Here is a 23,424-nt window from a genome sequence, read left to right on the forward strand (position 1 = left end):
ACCTTAAAGCGAGCCTTAAGGTCAGAACGTCACGCGCAAACAGCGCTCTCACAAGAGGGCGCACACCGAGTGCTTACCCCTGTTCTTCAGCAGAATGCCTTGCGTATCAACGAGAAGACGGCGCTTACGCCCCTTGACCTTCTTGGACCATCATAGCCACGCCGTCCGCCCATCTCGGCGGTCTTGACCGATTGACTATCGATGATCTCGGCTGTCGGCTGCGGCGCCCGGCCGATCTTACAGCGATAGCTTTCTCGCAGAACCTGGGTCACGTACTCTCATGTGTCATCCTCGCGCCACCGGGCATAGGGGTAGAGGACGGCACCACGCAGGGGATACTCGTGCGGCAGCACCCGCCACTGGACTCTGGTGCGCAGCAGGTAGAAGATCGCATCGACGATGCGCCGCAACGGATAAGTCTGTCGCCGTCCGGCCGGATGGCCGCGGGGGAAAAGGGGCGCGAGCAGCGCCCATTCGGCATCAGTGAGATCACTGGCATAGGGATAGGTGTTCATAGCGGGGCTCCTCGACCGTCAAACAGCCCGCATTCACCCGATCGATTCTCAAAAAATCTATTCTGAATCAAGTATTTGAATCGAGTAATAAAATTGCTCACCAGCCTCTAATCTATGACCGCATCGGCGGTTGGAGCCTCAGCCTTACCCAGATCAGCTTTATTTTGTGCGAAGGTCTGCTCGCGCAGCCTCCTCATCGCTCAGCAAATGCCTTTTCGACGACAAAATCACCGGGTTCGCCGTGATTGCCCTCTTGCAACCCCATATCAATAAGAATCTGCTTCGTATCTCTAAGCATTGCCGGACTGCCGCATATCATAACCTTATCTAGGTCTGACAAGGGCTCCACCCCAATGTCTTGGAAGAGCTTCTTACTCGTGAGCAATCGTGTAACGCGACCGGTGTTATCGAACGGCTCACGAGTGACGGTTGGGTAATAGATTAGCTGATTACGGATGCATTCCCCTATATACTCGCTTGCCGGAAGTTCCTGCTTAATGACCTGGAAATACGCTAGGTCAGAGACACGGCGACATCCGTGCACAAGAACAACCCTCTCAAAACGCTTATAGGTTTCAGGGTCCTTAATGATACTTAAGAATGGGGCGAGGCCGGTACCGGTACTAAGCAAATACAGGTTTCTTCCCGAATGCAGATTTTCGAGAACGAGCGTGCCAGTCGCCTTTCGCCGGACGATGATGGGATCACCTTCCCTAAGATGCTGCAATCTGGAGGTTAGAGGGCCATCTGGAACAATTATACTGAAGAACTCAAGTTCATCCTCATAGTTCGCGCTAGCGATACTATATGCCCTGAGCAAGGGCCGGCCTTGAACCTCAAGGCCAATCATAGTGAACTGACCATTTACGAACCGAAACGTCGGATGTCTGGTTGTCGTGAAGCTAAATAGCCCTTCGGTCCAGTGTTGGACTTTTGTTACCGTTTCTTCGTTCGAGTTACTCATCGCATTCGTCATCTTATCAATGAAGTGAGGATCTCTTACTGCTCTGTGACTCGCATTACTCACTGGGATTGATGTTGATTGTTTCCCGCTCTATCACAATCGGACCACGTCGGACTTGCGCATGGATAGAGGTAACATACTCACCCAGCATCCCAATAAAGGCGAGTTGAACCCCAGACAAGAAGAACAATGAAACGATTACGGTCATAATTCCTGGCGGTGCGAGATTTGGTACCGCGATAGAGGCTAGAATCGAGAACGCCGCGTAAATGAAACACAGGGCGGCGATTCCGAAGCCGACATAAATGCAAAACCGCATTGGCGCATTCGTAAACGAGAATATCCCGTTCAGTGCCTGGTCTATAAGACGCGGCAGATTGTTCTTGGACAGCCCACGCTTACGCGCCTTCCAAGTGTAAGGGACAATCAGACGCTTGAACCCGCATGAGGCGATGATACCGCGGATGTAAGGGTAATGATCATCATGCGAAACGACAGCGTGCCAAACTTTCCGATCAATCAATTGGAATTCGCCTACATCTGGCGGAATATCAAAATCTGAAAGGCTATTCACAACCCGATAGAAGATCCTGCGGCATGATCTTAGCAGGAAACTTTCTTCCCTGTTCGCACGAGCGCCAGCAACAACCTCAATGCCATTCTCCCAGTGCCGAACGAACTCCGGAATCAGTTCTGGCGGATCCTGAAGATCTACGGGAAGAAACACGAGAATTGCGTCGCCGGTCGCATATCGAAGTCCATTAAACAAAGATCGAAACGGCCCAAAGTTCCTCGCATTCAGGATAACTTTCACATTCGAGTCACTTGCAGCAATCTCCCGCAAGATCTCGACAGTACGATCCGTAGACGCGTTGTCTGCAAAGATGTGCTCTAGGTGATAGTTTGGCAATTCCTGCTCAAAGATCTCTTTAACCCGCTTGTAGCAGGCATAAACGTTCTCCTCTTCATTGAAGCAAGGAGAGACGACTGAGATGGTCTTCATCGTGCGTTTTCCTGAAAAACGTAGGCCCGGAGCGCAATGAATGTCAGAATTACATTCATTGGCAGCAGCATCACTTGGCTCAATAGAGGATCAAGTCCGTTCATGATAAGAATGCGCAAGGTGCTCGCATTAAGCAGATAGACAGCACCGTACACAGCCACAAATCGGAGGAAGTACCGTTTCGTAGCGCCAGCGAAGGCGATTTTACCAGTGGAGTAAAAATTGAAGATCAGTCCTAATCCCGTTGCGACCAAAAGGGCCAACTCTGGAATCAAACTGAGCATGATCAACAGCGCATAAATGCTATAGCCGACGGCAGTATTCAGCAGGCCTGCTACCAAAAAAAGAGTAAAACGTCTCAGGACGTCTGTGGTCAATGATACGGAAATCCTAGGCACAGTGTTCTGCTGGCGCTTTACTCGGGGTGCCTCCCGAGTGCGTGCGCTGCCCTCTATGCCATGTGATTGTTTGCTGTAGACCGGGCATCAAATCGATCCGGGGCGACCACTCCGTGAGGCTCGTCAATCTCGTGATGTCTGCCTCCATATGCCAGATCTGATCGTCGCGATATGGGATCTCTCCAAAGACGAGTTCCATCTTTGGGTCGATTACATCACGAATGGCTTCAACGACCGATCGGATGCTGATCGCGCGCCCAGAACCCAGATTGAAGACCCCTGTCGCGGTTTGGGTCGTGGCTACTGCAAGGATCCCTCTCGCTACATCATCGATGTACAGGTAGTCCCAAAGCTGGGTCCCGAGCGTCGTCTTAGGGCGACTTCCATTCAGCATTTGCTCAATTAGCGAGGGGACCAGCCAATGGGGATTATCGCCAGGCCCATAGGTTGAAAATAGACGCAACCAAGCGAAGGACATGCCGGCATTAGCCGCAAGCTGTCTAGTCAGATAGAGGGTGGCGAGCTTCGATGCGCCATAAAGGGATGTCGGGACTGGAAGTGCGTCTTCACCAATGCGTCCGCTGAGCAGGCCGTACTCACCCTGCGAACCCAGTCCAACGATCTTCGATACTCCGGCCTGTGCGGCGGCCTCAACCAGTGCGCAGGATGCCGAAATGTTGTCGTCAATCTGTACTTGCTCCTGTCGCGCCCTGTTGCTGACGCCGCTCCAGGCTACGTGTATGATCACGTCAGGGCGACTGTTCGCAACAGCCGATGCAACGGCTGTTGCGTCGCGCAGATCTAATGGCGCGAGCTCCAGGTTCGAATGAACTGCAGAAATTCTGTCAGCAGAGCTTCCGGGACGGACCGTTGCAGTAACAGAATGGCCATCTTCCAAAGCCTGTCGTGCAACAGCCGCTCCTACAAATCCACCTGCACCTGTAACGAAAATTCGCATGTCCGTACCTAGACAATATCAGAGAGACTGCTGTTCGAGATTACTGCCCTCAGCTCCAATCATGACCTCTAAGTGAGCGGGCCTCGGATATGGCACGTACCGGTTGCCCTGTGTATACTCAGCTTGGCTCAGGTAAGGGTACTGGTCATTGATAGGGCGTCCCATTTCAAGCTTTGGCTCAATCAACGTTTGATCACTAAGAACAACATCGATCAGGATCGGTCCTTGCTTGAACAGATCAGGGGTGAGATCACTCATCTTCTCGATCCGGGCGTAAGCCAGTCCGTAGGCTTTTGCGACTGCGCCGAAGTCTGGCGTGCTATACCCGTCCTTTGAAGCGATATACCGGCTACCCAAATAGCTATCTTGGAATTGCTTGATGATGCCGTAACAGCCATTGTTCATGACGATTACTGCGATATCTAAGTCAAGATGCCTGATCGTTTGCAGCTCTTGGATATTTACCTGAAGACCGCCGTCTCCATTGTAGGAGATCACCTGTCGTTGTGGAGCTTCTAGCTTGGCACCGATTGCAGCGCACAGTGCGTAACCCATTGGAGAGTTTCCGCCGGCGGTAAAGAGCGTCTGCCGTTTGACGCTGAAACTCTGGTGCAGCCAGCATACCGCCGCGCCCGTGTCTGCTGCGATGACTGCATCCTCATCGACAATCTCACTGAGGCGCCGAATGACATCATAAGGTGACAAAGTGTTTAATCGAAGAGCCGTCGAGCTGGTTTCTCTGCCATAGTACGCTGACTTCATCTCGCGCACATACGCGATCCACTCTGGATCGAGATTGACCGATGGAACCTGTGCGGCGACTTTCGGAAAGTCATGAAGATCCAGGTGAATGCCACGATACCGGTCATTCGCGTATTTTCTGAGTTCCTCGACGTCGACGTCGACAACGGCAACGGTAGCATCCGTGGCAAAATTGTCCGCATTGCCGGAACGCTGGCGATTGTCAAGCCGACTGCCGAGTGCGATGACGGTGTCCGCATTCTGCAAGACAAAATTCGCCCCGCGATTTCCATAAACTCCAATCTGCCCAACAAACTGTGGGTGCTTATGGGGGAACGATGTTAAACCCGCCCAACTGGATACAAATGGGAGGCCAGTCTCCGAGATCCAAGTCGCGACATCTGCCTCGACTCCAGCCAACCCAATGCCGCCGCCCCATAGAACAACCGGTCTCTTCGCCGCAGATAAAATGTCGCTCAGTGCGTATGCCGCATGATTGATGCTCTCGACGTCAACATCGTCCCTTCGAGACAAATCATCGAAGATGGGCTCCATTTCAGCTTGCTGAATGTCCATGGGAACGTCGATGAGAACCGGCCCCATACGCCCGCTTATAGCTATATTGTAGGCCTTGCTCAGCTCGCGCCGGAGCTCTTCGACACTTTTCACAAGAACCGCATACTTGGTGATTGGACGAACAATTTCGACGATCTTCGTTTCCTGAAACCCTGACTGACGCACGTTAGCGCCGTGAACAGCGCTGCTCTCTCGTTGATTAACCTGACCTGTAATATGGATGGAAGGAATCGAGTCAAAGTATGAGCAGGCGATGCCAGTAATAAGGTTTGTCGCGCCGGGCCCAGACGTCGCCATAGTCACACCAACCCGACGGCTGACACGCCAAACCGCATCGGCCGCCATCGCAGCAGCCTGTTCGTTTTGGACGCAGATCACCTCCAGATCAGGATGACGTCCAACTGCATCAACCATAAATGCACAGGCTCCGCCCTGCAGGGTGAATACGCGGCGACTTCCAATGCGAGTCAAGAACTCTGCGATGTATTCAGAGCCGGTCATTGATCGGGTACTCCGTAGGTTAGGGCCAGAATCCATCAGGAAGCCCCCTTCGTCAGGCGTATAGGCTTAGCGAGCTGCTGCGAACGAACTAGCCGTTCCTAGGCGGAAATTTCTGACATACTCATGCAGGTTTTCAATGATGTAATCGAGGTGATCTGTTCCTAACCCTGGGTAGACGCCAACCCAGAATGTACGATTCATCACAATATCGCTGTTCTCGGTTCCACCAACAACTCTGTACTCCCTCCCTGCCATGTATGGCTGGCGAAGAAGGTTGCCGCCGAATAGCAGGCGGGTTCCGATCTTTCTCTCGTTGTTCAGAAAACGGAGCAGATGCTCGCGATCTATTGGAGCATCGGGACGAAGAGTTAAGCAGAAGCCGAACCAGGACGGCTCGCTGTCCTTCGTCGCCTCGGGCAACAGGAATATGTCTTCGAGCTCCTTCAAGCCGTCCTTTAAGTAATTCCAGTTCTGCCGCCGAGCATCAACGAAAGCTGAAAGGCGATCGATTTGCGCGAGGCCGATGGCAGCCTGCATATCGGTAATTTTGAGATTATAGCCCAGATGGGAGTAGGTATACTTGTGATCATACCCGAACGGAAGCTCACCGAGCTGCCACTCAAACCGCTTGTTGCAGGTATTATCCTGCCCAGGTTCGCAGTAACAGTCTCGTCCCCAATCCCGGATTGATTCGACAATTCGCTTGAAGATGGTTTTGTTGCAAAGAACAGCACCTCCCTCACCCATTGTGATATGATGGGCGGGATAAAAGGAGAGAGTAGCCAACTCGCCAAACGTACCCACTTTCTGGCCATTGTAGGTTGCCCCGAGAGCGTCACAGCAATCCTCTACAAGGAACAGACCATGCTTCTTGGCGAACGCGCTGATCACGCCAAGGTTGAATGGATTCCCGAGGGCGTGCGCCACCATGATAGCCCGAGTTCGAGGCGTTAACGCTTCTTCAAGGCATCTGACATCGATATTGTAGGTACCGAGTTCAACATCCAGAAATACAGGAACGAGGCCATTCTGAATGATCGGGTTCACTGTCGTCGGAAAACCGGTTGCACACGTGATAACCTCGTCACCGGGCTTCAGCGCCTTGTCACCGAGGATATGTGAAGTGAGGGCTGTCGCGGCCAACAAGTTGGCTGAAGATCCCGAGTTGGTCGTCAAGGTTCTTCGCGCACCAGTCGTCTTAGCAAGGACAGCTTCAAACCGAGAGTTGAATCGTCCGGTCGTCAGCCAAAAGTCGAGACAGGAATCGACCAGATTTCGCATCTCTGGAGCACCCAGAACCTTGCCAGCAGGAGGCACTGGTGTCGAACCAGGCACGAATGCCTGAGGACCGTGCGCCAACTCAGCATAGCGTTCGGATAGAGAGAGAATTTGTGCCCGCAATTCAGCGAGTTCAGCATTAGACTTCATGGTCGCCATCGCTCATATACTGGGGGCGCGTGAGCATCAGCTCCTCACGCCTCATAAAAATCGGCTATTTGTTGCTTCGTGAATGCCCTCATGTCCTGGCCCTGATCCCAGGCTGCATACCATTCAGCAGTCCAGCGGATTGCCTGATCGAACCGCAATCGAGGGTTCCAGCCGAGCTTCGCCTTGGCCTTCGCACAATCAAGCGTCAAGAGGTTCGCTTCATGTGGGCCAGACGCAGCCCGATTGGTTACAATGCGTCCTTTACCGATCGCACTTACCAAAGCATCCGCTACATCGATCACTGCACGCGTGTCGTCCGCCTCTGGACCAATGTTCCAAGCCTCGTCGACTCCCTCGGGCGATGTTGTCAGACGTTCTGCAAGGCCCAAGTAAAACGCGACAGGATCCATGACATGTTGCCAGGGCCGGACAGCATGCGGGTGACGGATCTGAACCTCACCGGAAGCACCGAGACAGCCGCGAATGATGTCAGGGACTAAGCGATCCTCTGACCAATCTCCGCCACCAATGACATTGCCAGCCCGAACCGTGGCGATCCGCGCTGGATGACCATCGGCCGCGTAGGGAGAAAAGTAACTCAGCTGCATCGACTGTGCAGCAATCTCGGCACAGCCCTTGCTCGCGCTGTACGGATCGCGTCCGCCGAGGCGATCGTTTTCACGGTAACCCCAGACCCATTCACGATTGTCGTAGCATTTGTCGCTGGTGACAATGAGAGCGGCCTTAACCGACGGAGCTCGTCTTATAGCGTCAAGGACAGTTACAACGCCGCCGACATTAGTGGCGAACGTGCCGACCGGATCCCTGTATGAGGCCCGTACCAACGCTTGGGCGGCAAGGTGAAATACAACCTCTGGCTGGTACGTTCGTAGAACTTCTTCGAGCAGGCTTAGGTCATTGATCTCACCTATTGATGAGGAAACGAAATGCTCGGCTCCGACTACGTGGAAGAAGCTTGGATTGGAATTCGGCGAGTGAGCCAAGCCTACAACCTCCGCGCCCAATTCGGCGAGGCAAAGCGAGAGCCATCCTCCCTTGAAACCCGTGTGCCCGGTCACGAGCACCCGTTTCCCGGACCAGAAACTGTGGTTCATGCCCAAACCTTCCAAGGCGCCCGGCCTGTCGCCCAGAGTTCCTCCAGATAGTTTTTGTCGCGCAATGTATCCATAGGTTGCCAAAATCCCTCATGCTTGAAGGCATGGAGCTGGCTCTCTTTCGACAAACTCTCGAGGGGTTCACGCTCCCAGATCGTGCTATCGTTGGCCAAGTAGCGACCAACTTTCGGTGACAGAACGAAGAACCCGCCGTTGATAAAACCTCCCTCGCCGTCAGGTTTTTCTTTGAAATCCCGAACCTCGCCTTCGACGATCTCAAGCTGGCCAAAACGCTTCGGGGGGTATACGGCAGTTACGGTCGCCAAGCCTCCGTGGCTTTTGTGAAAACGAAGCGAGGCGCCGATATCGACGTCAGAAACGCCATCGCCATAAGTCAGAAGGAAGTCGTTCTCTCCAATATGGTTTAGAACGCGCTTGAGGCGGCCGCCTGTTTGGGTTGTGTCGCCGGTATCGACAAGCGTCACACGCCACGGTTCAGCACTGTTGCGATGCACCTCCATACGGTCTTCCGCAAGATGCAAAGTTACATCAGACGTATGAAGGAAGTAGTTGGCAAAGTACTCTTTGATTGCGTAGCCTTTATAACCCAGGCACACGACAAAATCGTTGAACCCATGATGACTGTACATCTTCATGATGTGCCAAAGGATCGGCTGACCACCGATTTCAACCATGGGTTTGGGCTTCACTACTGTTTCTTCTGACAGCCGAGTCCCGAGTCCGCCTGCCAGGATGACAACCTTCATATTGGAATGCACAGGCCCCTCATTCGGATCTGGTGATCGGATACATCATTCGCCACTTCCCTTCCTGACCACCGCTATGCTGTGGCAGGATCGAGTGGCCATTCAACGTTGGCAGGCTATTGGGATAAATCGCTTGGAACGTCAAGTCAGCGCGGCGAGAGAGTTACATTTTCTTTGAACATCCGAGACAGGAACTTCGCCGGAAGATTAAGTATTTTTCGGTTTATAGCTCTGTATTTGTACCAAGCCGACCTCGTGTCTTGAGCAATAGCTTAGGTTAACGTACGGCACGCTTTCTCTTGTTGCCACTTACCGCCAATCACATACATTGCATGTACATAAAATTCGGACGCATAAACTTCATGTTATGAGATATACACGCCTATAGTCGAGCGTTACGCTGTAAACTTGGTCGCGGCGCTGCGGCCGCCCACTAAATGTCCAAAATGGGCTGCTTTGCCTCAGCCTTGTCTTCCAACCGAGATGATACGATCGACGCGCTCGGTAGAGCTCGGCAACGTAGCAGGCCTCGTAATGCTGTCCTGCACGCCCTAAGATTTGAGTCGGGCAAGTTGCTGTCGTTCGATCTTTACTGCGTGATTAGTTGCGGTGCGGGCCGGAGTTTCACACGCCCACCATCAAGACCCAACCAAGCGTACTTTCCGCTCTGAACCCCGGCGAACTGGATGAGTCCAATGGCGAATATCAAAGTTGCCACTGCAGCAATGGCGCCAAGTCTTGCCCGAAGCAACATCAATGTAGAACCACGAATGCCTACGAACGCCAATAGCATGTAGAACCACATCTGCGCGGGAAAGAAGAACCGCCCCTCAATTGAAGTCGGCACTATAACAAGCAGTGGCACCACCGATGCTAGAACGAACCATTTGTACTTAGCGGACCAAACTATCTTGGACGCGACACATACAAGTCCAATTGCCAGACCTCCTAGAAGCAGCGACGCTAGGGATAAAAAGGTGTCGTACATTCGGTAATTACATGCATAGATATTATCCCGTAATACCGTGAACCCGTTGAATATGTGTCTGATATACAACGCTGCAAAATCAATTGGATGGCGCAAGACCATTCCAACATACTCTAGTATCGATCGATTTTCGATCGATACATCAAAGTAAAACGCACCCTCCGGTGCTGGCTTGAGAACCTCAATTCCGTTTCTGGCTAAGAGCGAAACGCCAGCCGTATCCATGAAGTAGGCGCACTCGTGCCTTTGAACGGCAGTTCCCATGAATATCTGAAGGACATACAAGCTACCTGAGTGGGAGAGTGGGTTTGCAGTCCCAATCTGAGCAGCATTCAACAGGGCCTGCGGTACCAAGGCAGCAAACACACCACCGATGAATGGGAGCAGGACAAGAGTTTTCACATTGGGGGTAACACCCCTCGCAAGCATAATGCCTAGGACATAAATAGGTAAGGAAAGTGCGTAAATTGGCCTGATATTGAGGCACAGACCGACGGCAGCTCCAGCGATGAGCCCCAAGAAAAGGCGCTTGCCGTCTGACGCGCTTTCCAGAGCAAGGATGGTCGCAAGAGCCGCCGCCGCCGCGAGGAAAAATGACCATGTGTCGCTCAGGGGGTTTATAAGATATCCGCCCCAGAAGAGCATGAACAAAGCAATAGTCAGTAACGTGCCAACCGCTGTGGAATCTACAGAGAAGACCTTTTTGGCCAGAGTTGGAATCACATAAACCAAAGCCGCCGCGGTAACGACAGCATTGAACACATGAAAGAGCCTGAACTCTTCTATTTGGATCGCCTTTGCTATAAACCTAAGAAACCCGAGTATCAGCGGGAGCGAATAGCCCCTAAACGTGGTTTCGAAGTCATAGAGTGAAAAACTGCCACTTTTGAAATAGCTGCTACCTAAGTTCCAGTAATGCTCAGCGTCACAGCAGAAATATGGAGGCGGGTTCGATCCGGCTACATATCCCATCATTACCATAACGGTGATAATGAAAATTGCGAGGCGCATTTTCGGATATTGTACTACATCAGCTGTAAACCAGTTGCGCGGCGGCAGACTGACTGGTTGCGACATATCGTTCACGTTCCTCAGGGGTTCGGGCATGCTACTATCGAGGCACGAGAAATCCCGCCTAAGATGAATTGTCAATGCGGGATTGAAGCACGACGCTCAGGTTTCCTGCACTCTTGATCCTCAGGTCATCAGTCGCACTCCGATACCGAACACGTTGATCGATTGATCCGGACCTAACAGCAGATCAGTTGCTCGGAACACGACCGTTGCAATGAACGTGCGGAACGTAGTTGTTGTGCCGAACCTTGTTCCGGAGATGCAGACATTGGGAAGTGGAAGCGTGTAGCCTATGCAACGTGCACTCCAAACACCATAATGAGTGCAAAGGGTGGAACATTGGCGTAGTCAATGCTGACCAAACGGAGTTCACTTCGCTAACGCCCATTCTGCAGAGTTTATCGTCTATCTTTCGAATTCAGCAATGCGGAGCAAATACTGCCCATAGCTGCTCTTTGGAAGCCGATTAGCAAGCTCCACCAATTTGGTCCGATCGATCCAGCCGGACGCGTAGGCAACTTCCTCGGGACAAGCGATCCGGAAGCCTTGCCGTTTCTCCAATGCACGAACGAACTCGGCAGCTTCCACAAGGCTATCAGGCGTACCAGTGTCAAGCCAGGCGTACCCGCGTCCCATAAGCTCAACCTGAAGCTCTCCCTTTTCGAGGTAAACACGGTTGACGTCGGTGATCTCGAGTTCGCCACGCAAGGAAGGCTTCAGGTTTGCAGCAATGTCGACGACTTGGTAATCGTAGAAGTATAGACCTGTGACGGCCCAGCTTGAGCGCGGCAGTTTGGGCTTCTCCTCAATCGAAGCCGCTTTACCAGTACTATCGAACTCGACAACGCCGTATCGTTCGGGGTCGGTTACATGGTAGGCGAAGACTGAAGCTCCTGATGTGCGACTGGCGGCAGAGCGCAGCAAGTCTGTCAGACCATGCCCATAGTAGACGTTGTCGCCCAAAATTAGCACCGACGGGCCCCCGGCCACAAAATCAGCACCAATGATGTACGCCTGCGCAAGCCCCTCCGGCTTTGTCTGCTCGGCATATGACAAACGAACGCCCCACTGCTCACCAGTTCCAAGAAGCTGCCGGAACCGTGGAAGATCTTCGGGCGTCGAAATAATGAGAATGTCCCGAACACCCGCTAGCATGAGGGTGGTCAGCGGATAATAGATCATCGGCTTATCATAGATGGGCAGCAGTTGCTTGGACGTGACATAGGTCATTGGATGTAGGCGCGTCCCGCTGCCACCTGCCAGAATGATGCCCTTCATGTCTTTATCTCTCGCTAGAATTGAGTATCACCGGACTCAGTCGAAATAGAACGGCAACTCAGCCAGAGCCGGTTGCCGTTGGTCCTTCTCGGAAAGAACTGCGTCGTCCTGGTTGATGGGCCAGAAGATGCCGATGGCCCGATCATTCCAGAGCAGCCCATGATCGTGAGCTGCGGAGTAGTAGTTCGAGACCTTGTACTGGATCTCGGTATCCGGCTCGAGTGTACAGAAGCCATGGGCAAAGCCGACCGGGATAAAAAGCTGGCGGCCATTTCTTGCCGACAACTCGACTGCGACATGCTTTCCAAATGTCGGGGATGAGCGCCGAATATCCACTGCAACATCAAGAATGCTGCCACGCACAACCCGGATCAATTTGGCTTGCGCAAATGGCTCGCTCTGAAAATGTAGTCCCCGCACAGTGCCGACCGTTGCTGATAAGGAGTGGTTATCCTGTACAAATTCCGCATCGATACCAGCGTCTACGAAACGTCCCCGGTTGTAGGTCTCGGAAAAGAATCCGCGATTGTCGCCAAAGCGTTGCGGCGTCACGATCTTCACATCAGGGATTACAGTCGGCTCAACAACAAGCACGTGACACCTTTCCTCATTCACATTCAGCACTGGGTCGTGAACCGGTGGATCAAGCAACGAGCTTAGACCGCGATCCCGAGGCGTTCGCCCTGGTAAACGCCGGAGCGGACGCGCTCCCACCAGGCTTGGTTATCAAGATACCAAGTAACTGTCTTTCTCAACCCGCTCTCGAAGGTCTCGGCCGGACGCCATCCTAACTCGCGCTCGATCTTGCTGGCGTCGATGGCATAGCGCCGGTCATGGCCGGGCCGGTCCGTCACGTAGGAAATCAGCTTTTCCCGCGCACCGATCGCATTGCTCGGCGCCATCTCGTCGACGAGCTGACAGATGGCGCGCACGACATCGATGTTCGTGCGTTCGTTCCAGCCGCCAATGTTGTAGTTCTCGCCCACCCTGCCCTTTTCGGCCACGAGGATCAAAGCGTCCGCATGGTCATCGACATAGAGCCAGTCGCGGACATTCTCACCCTTGCCATAGACCGGCAGCGGCTTTCCCTCAAGCGCGTTCAGGATCATGAGGGGAATGAGCTTCTCAGGGAAATGATACGGCCCGTAATTGTTGGAGCAGTTCGTGATCAGCGTCGGTAGGCCGTAGGTGTGGTGCCACGCGCGCACGAAATGGTCCGATGCCGCTTTGGAGGCCGAGTACGGCGAGTTGGGCTGGTAGGGGTATTCCTCGTGGAAGAACCCCTCTTCGCCCAGGGAGCCGAAGACCTCATCGGTCGAGATGTGATGGAAGCGGAAAGCATCACGGCGCGCGGCGTCCAGCTTGTTCGAGTACGCCAGCGCAGCTTGCAGAAGCGTAAAGGTGCCGACCACATTCGTCTGCACGAACTCCCCCGGGCCGTCGATTGACCGATCGACGTGGCTTTCGGCGGCAAGATGCATGATCACGTCGGGCTGATACTCGCCAATCATTGCCTCCATCTGCTTTGCATCGGCAATATCGGCGCGCAAAAAACGATAGCGATCGCTACCGGCAACGGGTTCAAGAGAATCGAGATTCCCCGCATAGGTGAGCTTGTCGACGACCAAGACTTGATGCGGCGTGTCGGAAATCAGCTTGCGGACGACGGCCGATCCAATGAATCCGGCACCTCCGGTGACCAAATATCTCTTTGCCATGACCCCTGCTCTTCTTCATCCCCGGTCGCGGAGCATGCTCTTTCGTCGAGTATGAGCAACCCGCTTTCTGTATATCCGGCCGGGTACTAGCGTATAATGGCGATACCGTCCACGGCTTCTTGCTTTGGCCCGACTAAGAGGGCAATAAGCCACATTCGTAGAGCACGCTCGACCTATGGTAGATAAGATGCCCTCTCCCGAGGACTCCGAGGCAACTGCAGATAGCGCCCAGCCTCCGTACGCACCCGGTTCAGCAGAGGGTGTTCCTCTACCTGTCGATAGGCCGCCAAGATCTTGTCCGCACCATAGAGTTCCCGCAGGCGCTTCCAAGCCTCGGCCATATGCATCACCCGCTTTTCCTCATCGATGCTTCTCGACTTACGGTGATAAACGAAGGTGTTGGTCGCAACGGCAAGCTCAAATCCCGCGTCAAGCGCCCGGAAGCAATAGTCATTCTCTTCACCGTAGAAGAGCTTGAAATTCTCCTCGTCGAAGAAGCCGACACTTTCGATGACCTCCTTCTTGATGCCGAAGCAGAAGCCATGGACGAGGGGCACGCGGGGCACGAGATCTGCGTCGCTCCACGCCTCGCAGGCGAGATCGAGGTCGGAAGGAGCCACATCTGGCGGCAGCAGGTTGATGGCGGTGTTCTTGCCCTTGGCCTTGATCTGGGGGATGGATTGTGCCCCTGCGGCATTCGAAAGCGGACCCACGATGCCGATCCTTGGGCTCTGGTTTGCCGCGTCGAGAAGCTTGAGGGCCCAATTCGGGCTGACGATGGTGTCACTGTTCAGGAGAATGCGAAGATCCGCGATTCCGGCGGCAAGGCCCCGGTTAGCGGAGCGTGTATAGCCCAAATTATCCTCATTCTCGATTAGGGTGACCTGTTCCCTGCCCTTTGCAAACTCGCGCAAGTAGGACGTTGTCTGCGCATCGGAACGATCATTGACAATGATGATCCTGTGCTTGGGCAGCAGGCTTGCCCAAGCCGATTCCAGGCAAAGGCGCACATCCTCCAGGGCATTGTGCACGCATATGATGATATCGACAGGAACATTGGTGACGGATTTCAGCCGCCCGTCCTTTGCCTCAGCGAAAGAACGCTCTTTGAACGGGCTGGCGAGCGTCCCATAGTGAAGGATTTTCTCCGGAACAGTCAGGGTTCTTGCAAAAATATGCCGAAAGTACAGGAAATCCTCATGATGCCTCACAGAGGCACCCTGCGGCAGCAGGGGAATTATGGAAAGATCGGGACAGCGATAAATCACCCACGCCAGGCCCAACTGGTCACGGCGGCTATACCGTTCTATTTGCTGCCACCACAGGTGAAGGACGTCGGATGTCTCTTGCCTCTTGAGGGGAACTACCATGAAGCCGGTTTCGAACAGCGGCTGCTTGAGGGGCAGTCCAGCCCTTCGGTAGTGCTCGATCTGTCTGTCGATGAGCTTTGCGGAATCCTTGTTGAGGCGCTTGCAGGCTTCGGCCTCATCGTAGAAGCATGCGCGATGGGGGTGCGCTATAAGTCCTAAATCGGCGCCCTTGCTCGTGACCAATCCAATGTAATGGTGAATGTCGCCCTTCAGGATGATGTTAGCGTCCAGCCAAATGGCGATCTCATGATCCTGAAACAGCTCATGGGGGTGCGTCTTGACCCAGCGAGCAATTCTCGTCGGGTCGGGATGATAATACGGCGCGGCGCGCATCTGCCAGACACCATAGTCGTTTCGTGGGCGATCCGTGAAGCACACGTAATCGACATACGGATCAATGCGCTCCGGGAGGAGCAGGTTGTCATATTCGCCGAAGATCGCCGTGTAGATTACAATCCGGCGCCCGTCTGCGGGGGCCGCTCGATAGGCCGCGATCTGCCTACCTATATCGTCCCGAACAACCCAACGACTGTCGAACAAAGCCTGGGCAGCCTGTTTCGGTAATATGACGGCGAAACCATCCTTCGTTCGATCAAGAGTGCGCTGAACCAGGGCCGCCACACCGGGTAGGCTGCGGGCTAGGGCGCGCAAAGGACGCGTGACGGTCCAGGACAGCGATCCACGCAATTCCCTGATCTCAGCGTACAAGCCATGAACGGTGGCTTGGAGCTCGGCGATCTCCTCGCTCTGTCTTTCGAGTTGCTCGCGTAGAGAGGTAGCGTCAGCTCCAGCAGCCGCGTTGTCGTCCGGAGGTGTAGACTGCAGGGCATCCTGAGTCATCGATCCAAGACCTTGCCGCACGCTATTCGCGAAACCCTCCGAGGAAGACTTGGGGTTGCCGCGCGCGAGGCGATCCAGCTTCCTGCATTCAATGCATGCCCTTCTTCCTCGCGCTTTCGTGCCGACATTGTGAGATCACCCATCCTTGGCGCTGACGCCCGCGGAAGCGGCATAGGTTTCGATCACCTCCTCAAGATCGCCGAATGCTTTGATGCGACCATGTTCCAAGAGGACCGCCTTGTTGCAGAGATCCCGCAGCACCTTGTTGGAGTGGGAGGCCAGGACGAGTAGCTTGGACTCACGTGCAAAGCTCTCAAGCTTCTCGTTAGCTTTTTGCAAGAAACGGGCGTCACCTGTTGCTACGACCTCATCCAGCAAAAGGATGTCCGTTTCCACATGCGTTGAGATGGCGAAAGCCAGACGTGCCCGCATGCCCGAGGAATAGGTGCGCATAGGCAGATCGAGAAAATCTCCGAGCTCGCTAAACTCCGCAATAACATCGGCTTTTTTCTTTAGTTCTGCCTTGCTCATCCCAAGGAAGAGCCCGCGAATAAAAATGTTGTCATAGCCGGTCGAATCCATATCGAGACCGAAGCTAAGGTTCAGCAGTGGCGCCACACGTCCTTGAATGGTGACCCGTCCATGCGTCGGCGGATAGAGCCTGGCCATCACTCGCAGGAGCGTGGTCTTGCCCGCTCCGTTATGCCCCAGAAGTGCCAGACGATCGCCTGGACCAAGCGTCAGCGAGAGTTTATCGAGGGCGCGCACCACCATCTGCCCCGCCTGCCCTGATGACAGTTGCCCGCCGATGGGCTTGTCCGCAGATGAAGGACGCTTCCTATCAGACTTCGAGGCGTGGACCGGAAATTCCAGCGTTATGTTTTCAAGCTTGATCAGCGCCATTATCCGACCTCAAACCCAGAACGCTATGCGCCGGCGCCAATGAGCATAGACTGGCAAGGTGATCCCCCAACCGACAACCGTAATTCCAAAAGCCACAGCCCAGATCAAAAGGCCTGGCGGCTGCCCCAGAAGCGGAGCGCGCAAGAGTTCTATGAAGTAGTAAAATGGGTTGAAGTAAACGAAGACTGCGCGGATGCCGCTGGCACTGTCGGGAAACCAAAGGATGGGCGTCACGAAGAAAGCAAGGCGCATGGCATTCGGAATCAGCTGCCCTAAATCTCGATAACGTACATTGATGAGGCCCAATAGCAGGGCCACCCAAATCCCGTTCAGCAATATCATCGCTAGTGCGGGCAGAACCAGGACGATGCTCGGAAACGGCCACACTTGGTAAAGAGCAAGAACCGCAAAATAGACAATGGCGTTAAAGCCGAGGATGATCAAATTTTTCCAGAGAAGTTTATAGACATACACTGTCCCGGGAACGGCGATCTCTCGGATGGCGGAGGCGTTACTCACGAAGGCGTCTTTCCCCTCGGTCACTAGCGCATTTAGAAAGATCCAGATCATATAACCGGTGACGAGATGGGGAATATAATCCGACATCGGATGCCCCATAATCCCGCCGTAGAGACTGCCAATACAAGTCGCAACAAACGCCAAGCTGAGTGTGTTCCAGAACGGGCCAATGTGTGATTGCCGATGACGTGTCTGCACGTCTCGCCAGCCAAGCGTCATCCACAGTTCGCGCCAGCGCCATCCATCACGAACCTCACGTAATACGTCTAACACTTTCGAACCGTCGGTTCTCAACTTTGTTTCCTTGATTTTGATAGCAGCGCTTGAGCCATCATCCCGAAGCACCAAACGCTTTTATCTTGAACCGAAGCCCAGCGATAAGGCAGTGATCATAATCTCAGAACTTTGGTCGTACAGGCAGATTACGCCTTCACCACGTTGCTGCGCGCCCCGAGATACCGTCCGCGCGTATCGACAATGAGCTTCGCGTACTTCTCGATAGTCTCGTAGTCGAACTTGTCGTGATCGGTCGCCAGCAGCACGAGATCGTAGCTGGCCAGCACCTCTGGCGTCAGTTCGACGCTTTTGAGATCGAATGAATAACGCCGCATCTTCGGGAAACTCGGAACATGTGGGTCGCTGAAGGCGATCTGTGCCCCCTTCGCCTGCAGCAGTGTCATGAGCTCGACCGACGGCGATTCCCGCATGTCGTCGACATTCTTCTTGTAGGCAATGCCAAGGACAAGGATCTTGCTGCCGCGGATCGGCTTCTCACGCTCGTTCAAGGCATCGGCGATCTTCTCGACCACCCATTCGGGCATTGTGCTGTTGATCTCACCAGCGAGCTCGATGAAGCGCGTGTGCAGACCATATTCACGCGCCTTCCAGGTCAGATAGAACGGATCGATCGGGATGCAGTGCCCGCCGAGGCCCGGGCCCGGATAATAAGGCACGAAGCCGAAGGGCTTGGTCGCGGCGGCCCGAATGACCTCGTGAATGTCGATCCCCATCCGGTCGGCAATGATCTTCATCTCGTTGACGAGGCCGATATTGACCGCCCGGTGAATGTTCTCGAGCAGCTTCGTCAGCTCGGCTGCCTGGGTCGAGCTCACCGGCACAACGGTGTTGATCACCTGGCCATACAGGGCGAGGCCGACCTCGAGGCATGACGGCGTGCTGCCGCCGCAGACCTTGGGAATGGTGTGCGTGCTGAACTTGGCATTGCCTGGATCCTCGCGCTCGGGCGAGAACACGAGAAATGCATCCTCACCGATGGTAAATCCGGCCTTCTCGAGCCGTGGGCGCAATTCTTCCTCCGTCGTCCCGGGGTAAGTCGTGCTCTCCAGGGACATGACCTGGCCGCTTTTCAGGTGGGGAAGAAGGGCGTCGACCGTGTTCAGCACGAAGCTGAGATCCGGCTCCCGGTATTTGTTCAGGGGGGTCGGCACACAGAGGATCAAGGCATCCACATCGCGGGCACGGGAGAGATCCGAGGTCGGCTCGAAGCCATTCCTGATCGCTTTCGCGATCCCGTCCGAGCCGATATGTTCGATATAAGTCTGCCCCCGCTTCAGGACGTCGACCTTGCTCTGATCGATATCGAAGCCGACGACCCGGTATCCGACTTCAGAGTAGCGGAGCGAAAGCGGCAGACCGACATAGCCAAGCCCAACGATGCCGATCACAGCGGTCTTATCGTTCAACTTTTTTAGCAGCGTATCTTTGTGCATCGGGACAACTCGGCTTCAGGCTCGTGGGACGGCGCGCCCCTTCTATAAGGGCATTGATCGAGACCGCATACCTCGGGAAAGCGCCATAGTGCCGCGCCTGCCATAGGGAGAGGCATCCGGTCGGCAAGCCTGACCGGTACGCGTCGGAGGCCGCTATACCGCTTTGGCCCCTCGCCAGCAACCCTGGCCACTCGCACCGGCTCAAAGGATGTGCAGCGTCGCGAGTACGATCACTTGGCTCGTCGAATAGGTTAAACTTCTGAATTGATTCTAAAGTTTTAAATATGTAATGTTGTTACAAAGCGCTCGTCATTGCACCACGCAGAAGGCAACTCGAGCGCCTGCAAAGCCTAGTTTCCGATTGTTGGACCGTTCTCTCACGGTGGAGCCCCGAGCTTGCTCGGCCCTGGAGATCACCTTACTAGGGCGCACCTGATCCTGGGGAACATCATGCGCATCGTGGCCGTCGCGGTTACTTACAATCCGGACATTGACGTTCTGGCCCAGACCCTGCAATCGGTCACCTCCCAAGTTCAGCACCTCGTTGTAGTTGATAATGGTTCCGGGAATATCGAGGACATCCGGAGCACGGCCGCAGAGCTTTCGGCCCACCTTGTTGATAACCCTAACAATATCGGGATTGCGGCCGCCCAGAATCAGGGTGTTGCCTATGCTCGCGCCGAAGGTTTCTCACATGTGCTGCTGCTCGATCAGGACACCTTCCTCGCCCCAGAGGTCGTGGCTGACTTAGCCCAAAACCTGCTCGCCCTCGAACGCGACCACGGCCCAGTCGCCGCAATTGGGCCGGCCTATTATGAACTCAACAGCCGGCGGCAAACGAGGGGCTACGTCGCCAACGGACTCTGGCTATCCCGGCTATCCCTCGCAGATGCGAAACGCCCGGTCGCCAGCGACTTCATCATCGCATCGGGCTCCCTGATCCCACTGACCGTCCTCGACCAAGTCGGCGGGTTCAAAGAGGAACTCTTCATTGACCTCGTGGACGTCGAATGGTGCTTCCGGGCCCGCAAGGCAGGATACAAAAGCTTTCTCTCGCCGACGGCCACCGTCGATCACCGCCTAGGCAACGACACCGTTCAGATCGGCACGAAGCGTGTCGCGGTCCATGTACCGATCCGGAACTATTACTGGGTGCGAAACGCGCTCTGGCTCGCCCGCCAGCCCCATACGCCGCTCGCCTGGCGCCTCTATTTCGTCAGCCGAAGCCTTGGATTTCTGGCAACCTACACGACACTCGTCGACGAGCGGGCGCGCAGGCTGCAGCTCATGGCTCGCGGAATTTGGGACGGCATCGGCGGGCGGCTCGGCCCCCTCCGGCAGTGATTCACCCCACATGCCTCTGCGCGGTGGCAAGGCCCCATTCCAGCAGGGCTTCAGCCCGCTCAGGGGTATCCGCTTCAACGTAAACACGGAGTTCGGGGGCGTTGCCGGATGCCCGGAAATGAACGATCTCGCGATTATTCGCCGTCAGGCGCAGACCGTCGCGCCGATCAAGCTCGGCACAGCCGCCCAAGGGGGCGAGCGTTTCGTCAAGGAAACCCCTATCCTCTTGCAGTCGATTGAGGAATGAGGCGCTCCTCTCGCTGGCCACATCCTTCAACCGGTTGCTCGCGGCAGCCTTGAACGCATAGGTAGCCGCAACGTCGGCAAGTGGTCTTGCCTCCCCTACAACTTGCCCGAGCACGCAGAGGATCGGCAGCATCGCGTCACGGGTTGGGAGCACCTTCAGACTGCGCCCATTCCGGACGATGTCCGAACCGAGCAGAACCCCGCCGTTGGCCTCGAATCCGACGATGGCCTCGGCGCCCGAGCGGGCCGCTTCCTTCATTCCCTCGATGACGTAAGGGGATCCGACCCGGGTGCGAATGACTGTGGGGAATGCGCCTGAGGCTTCCAGGGCCGAGTTGGAGGTCACTGGGGTGACGATAACGTCCGCCCTCAACAATTTGGCCGTGATTGCCCCCACCAGATCGCCACGCAGGAAGGTTCCGTTTCCGTCAGAGATCAGAGGCCGGTCCGCATCGCCATCCGTCGACACGATGGCGTCAAGCGCCTGCACGCCGGCCCAGCGCCGCGCCAGAGCCTCGTCCTCCTCCCGCAATGCTTCCGTGTCGACAGGGATGAATTGCGTGGCGCGCCCGAGCGGCACAGCCCGGGCTCCAAGGGTTTCGATCATCTCGACCATGATGTCACGGGCCACTGAGGAGTGCTGATACACCCCGATCGTTAGGCCCTTCAGCGCTCCGGTCCCGAAGAAATCTCGGTAGCGAGCCAAGTAAGCCGCAATGAGGTCAGTGTCCGGTGCTTCGGCCTGGAAGCTATGGGCAGCCTCCGGTATCGAGGCAATCGCCAGCCTGGCATGCCAGGCCAGAATGGCAGCCTCGTCTTTCTTGTCGATCTCGCCCTGAGCCCGATAGAATTTCAGCCCATTGCGATCCTCCGGAATATGGCTTCCGGTGACCATGATGGCAGGGAGGCCAAAGCGGATGCCGTGATAGGCAAGCGCCGGCGTCGGCAGGGCACCGCAATCGAGAGGCCGAAGTCCGGACGCGTGAAGGGCGGCACAGCAAAGTCGGGAGATGTCCGGGCTGCTGGCGCGCAGGTCCTGTCCCACGAGGACGACATGGCCGGCCGCAGCCGCCGCGCCATCGGCTTTCAGCATCTCCGCGAACGCGCATGTATATGCGAAAGCCGGAACGCCATCCAACTCCGTTACGAGCCCACGCAAGCCGCTTGTGCCGAACTTGAGGGACGACTGGACCACGTCCGGAATCATATCCATCCTCGTTTGCACTCTCGTCCTGAAGCCGGAGAGATCGATGGCCTGCTTGCCGCATCGCCAAGGGAATGGCGATCAGGGCTATTTTCGCGACTTGGCGATCAAGATCAATGCATCCACTTGGGGAGTCCCGTCATCCTCATGGGTGGCGCTTCCGAAGGATTGCCTTCAGGACGAGCCGTTCGACGCACCTTGCCTTATGCCGTTCAAACCCGTTCCCACGCCTCCGAGCCCTCCGATCTGCGCAGCGCATCCAGGATGCGCATGTTCATGACCGCATCCTCCAGTCCATAGGCCAGAGGCTCGATGCCACGGACCGCGCGGCTGAAGGCTTCTCCCTGCAACCGGTATTGGTCCACCACGGGAAACTCGATGGCACGGGCGGAGCGGTTGGCATGGGCAGTTCCCTCGTCGACGAAGATCCGCGTGGGAATATCCGGCGGGGCGTTGAAGGGGATCTCGATTTCGATCCTTCCCTTCGTTCCGAGGATCTGGACCCGCTGGTAGGGCACCGACTGGGTCGAGACCGTGAAGGTCATCTGCCGCCCGCCCCCGAAATCCATCAGCGCGCTGGTGGTGCGGTCGACGCCGAAGGCGGGATCGCGGTCCATCAGCGTGACCGCCCGAACGGGGTCCACATCGAAGAAATAGCGACCGGCGACGACCGCGTAGCAGCCGATGTCGAGGAGCCCTCCCCCGCCGATGTCGGCCTTGTTGCGGATATTCGTGGGATCGCTGTTGAAATAGGCGAAGAGAACCTGGATCGCGCGCAGCTCCCCGATCTCGCCGCTCTGGATGATCTCGCGGGCCCGGTGCCATTGCGGGTGATGGCGGACCATGAAGGCCTCCGCGATCAGGACCTGCTTCGAGGCCTTTCGGAGCTCTTCGGCCTCGTCCGCCGTGATGGCGATCGGCTTCTCGCACAAAACGTGCTTGCCAGCCGCCGCGGCGGCCAGGGTCATCGGCACATGCAGATGATTGGGCAGCGGATTGTAGATCGCCTCGATCTCGGGATCGGCGAAAAGGGCCTCATAGGAGCCATGGGCTCCGGGAATGCCGAGCTCCGCCGCCATGGCCCTGGCCGCCCCCTCCTCCCGCGAGGCGACGGCAACCACATCGCAGAGCGGGCTTTTCATCATGCCCGGAACGACTTTCGTTCGACCGATCCGGGCCGTGCTCAGGATGCCCCAGCGGACGGGTTGCATGGCGTTCTCCTCCTCCCCGCTCATTGCGGAGCA

19 protein-coding genes and 1 pseudogene are annotated in these 23,424 nt (G+C 55.5%); 1 reads left to right on the forward strand and 19 read right to left on the reverse strand.

Annotated features, from left to right (window positions below; all coding sequences use genetic code 11):
• Positions 1-87 precede the first annotated feature (87 nt).
• The 17 genes and pseudogenes from JKL46_RS36945 to JKL46_RS25940 form a co-directional block, all read right to left on the reverse strand.
• Positions 88-515: pseudogene (locus tag JKL46_RS36945) on the reverse strand (transposase); the annotation flags it as partial.
• 193 nt (positions 516-708) lie between these two features.
• Positions 709-1,479 (reverse strand): ferredoxin--NADP reductase, encoded by a 771-nt coding sequence (locus tag JKL46_RS25865; RefSeq protein ID WP_201838706.1) that lies wholly within the window; start codon positions 1,477-1,479, stop codon positions 709-711.
• A 55-nt stretch (positions 1,480-1,534) separates the two neighbouring features.
• A complete protein-coding gene (locus JKL46_RS25870; RefSeq protein WP_201838708.1) occupies positions 1,535-2,482 on the reverse strand; it encodes a glycosyltransferase family 2 protein in 948 nt (315 codons plus the stop codon).
• Positions 2,479-2,859, reverse strand: a complete 381-nt coding sequence (locus tag JKL46_RS25875; RefSeq protein WP_201838710.1) for a GtrA family protein — start codon at positions 2,857-2,859, stop codon at positions 2,479-2,481. The genes JKL46_RS25870 and JKL46_RS25875 overlap by 4 nt, the downstream gene beginning before the upstream one ends.
• 13 nt (positions 2,860-2,872) lie before the next feature.
• The gene (locus JKL46_RS25880; protein WP_201838712.1) at positions 2,873-3,838 is read right to left on the reverse strand and encodes an NAD-dependent epimerase/dehydratase family protein; all 966 of its coding nucleotides are present in this window, start codon (positions 3,836-3,838) and stop codon (positions 2,873-2,875) included.
• 18 nt (positions 3,839-3,856) lie between these two features.
• Entirely contained in the window at positions 3,857-5,656 is a 1,800-nt protein-coding gene (locus JKL46_RS25885; RefSeq protein ID WP_201838714.1) for a thiamine pyrophosphate-binding protein, read from the reverse strand.
• Positions 5,657-5,722: 66 nt separating this feature from the next.
• Complete coding sequence (rfbH, locus tag JKL46_RS25890) at positions 5,723-7,084, reverse strand: lipopolysaccharide biosynthesis protein RfbH (protein ID WP_246529537.1); 1,362 nt, start codon at positions 7,082-7,084, stop codon at positions 5,723-5,725.
• A 44-nt stretch (positions 7,085-7,128) separates the two neighbouring features.
• On the reverse strand, positions 7,129-8,199 hold the full coding sequence (gene rfbG / locus JKL46_RS25895) for a CDP-glucose 4,6-dehydratase (RefSeq protein WP_201838719.1): 1,071 nt from the start codon (positions 8,197-8,199) through the stop codon (positions 7,129-7,131).
• Positions 8,196-8,966 (reverse strand): glucose-1-phosphate cytidylyltransferase, encoded by a 771-nt coding sequence (rfbF, locus tag JKL46_RS25900; protein WP_201838720.1) that lies wholly within the window; start codon positions 8,964-8,966, stop codon positions 8,196-8,198. The genes rfbG and rfbF overlap by 4 nt, the downstream gene beginning before the upstream one ends.
• A gap of 589 nt (positions 8,967-9,555) precedes the next feature.
• On the reverse strand, positions 9,556-11,061 hold the full coding sequence (locus tag JKL46_RS25905) for a hypothetical protein (protein ID WP_201838721.1): 1,506 nt from the start codon (positions 11,059-11,061) through the stop codon (positions 9,556-9,558).
• Positions 11,062-11,433: 372 nt separating this feature from the next.
• Complete coding sequence (gene rfbA, locus JKL46_RS25910) at positions 11,434-12,306, reverse strand: glucose-1-phosphate thymidylyltransferase RfbA (protein ID WP_201838722.1); 873 nt, start codon at positions 12,304-12,306, stop codon at positions 11,434-11,436.
• A 36-nt stretch (positions 12,307-12,342) separates the two neighbouring features.
• The gene (gene rfbC, locus JKL46_RS25915) at positions 12,343-12,900 is read right to left on the reverse strand and encodes a dTDP-4-dehydrorhamnose 3,5-epimerase (RefSeq protein WP_201838723.1); all 558 of its coding nucleotides are present in this window, start codon (positions 12,898-12,900) and stop codon (positions 12,343-12,345) included.
• 62 nt (positions 12,901-12,962) lie between these two features.
• Positions 12,963-14,024 (reverse strand): dTDP-glucose 4,6-dehydratase, encoded by a 1,062-nt coding sequence (rfbB, locus tag JKL46_RS25920; RefSeq protein ID WP_201838724.1) that lies wholly within the window; start codon positions 14,022-14,024, stop codon positions 12,963-12,965.
• Between the two features lie 173 nt (positions 14,025-14,197).
• Complete coding sequence (locus JKL46_RS25925) at positions 14,198-16,234, reverse strand: glycosyltransferase (RefSeq protein WP_201838725.1); 2,037 nt, start codon at positions 16,232-16,234, stop codon at positions 14,198-14,200.
• A gap of 135 nt (positions 16,235-16,369) precedes the next feature.
• The gene (locus JKL46_RS25930) at positions 16,370-17,137 is read right to left on the reverse strand and encodes an ABC transporter ATP-binding protein (RefSeq protein WP_201838727.1); all 768 of its coding nucleotides are present in this window, start codon (positions 17,135-17,137) and stop codon (positions 16,370-16,372) included.
• 9 nt (positions 17,138-17,146) lie between these two features.
• Positions 17,147-18,001, reverse strand: coding sequence for an ABC transporter permease (locus JKL46_RS25935; RefSeq protein ID WP_343074126.1), 855 nt, complete (start codon positions 17,999-18,001; stop codon positions 17,147-17,149).
• Positions 18,002-18,078: 77 nt separating this feature from the next.
• Complete coding sequence (locus JKL46_RS25940; RefSeq protein WP_201838731.1) at positions 18,079-19,386, reverse strand: nucleotide sugar dehydrogenase; 1,308 nt, start codon at positions 19,384-19,386, stop codon at positions 18,079-18,081.
• Between the two features lie 450 nt (positions 19,387-19,836).
• Here JKL46_RS25940 and JKL46_RS25945 point away from each other — a divergent pair, with 450 nt between their 5' ends.
• Entirely contained in the window at positions 19,837-20,730 is an 894-nt protein-coding gene (locus JKL46_RS25945; protein WP_201838733.1) for a glycosyltransferase family 2 protein, read from the forward strand.
• A gap of 1 nt (position 20,731) precedes the next feature.
• Here the strand turns inward: JKL46_RS25945 and JKL46_RS25950 are convergent, their stop codons facing one another.
• Together JKL46_RS25950 and JKL46_RS25955 are read right to left on the reverse strand one after the other, a co-directional pair.
• The gene (locus JKL46_RS25950; protein WP_425493302.1) at positions 20,732-22,171 is read right to left on the reverse strand and encodes a phosphomannomutase; all 1,440 of its coding nucleotides are present in this window, start codon (positions 22,169-22,171) and stop codon (positions 20,732-20,734) included.
• Between the two features lie 221 nt (positions 22,172-22,392).
• The gene (locus JKL46_RS25955) at positions 22,393-23,391 is read right to left on the reverse strand and encodes a Gfo/Idh/MocA family protein (RefSeq protein WP_201838737.1); all 999 of its coding nucleotides are present in this window, start codon (positions 23,389-23,391) and stop codon (positions 22,393-22,395) included.
• Positions 23,392-23,424: the final 33 nt, after the last annotated feature.

Source organism: Microvirga zambiensis WSM3693 (genome assembly GCF_016735695.1).
Classification (GTDB): Bacteria; Pseudomonadota; Alphaproteobacteria; order Rhizobiales; family Beijerinckiaceae; genus Microvirga; species Microvirga zambiensis.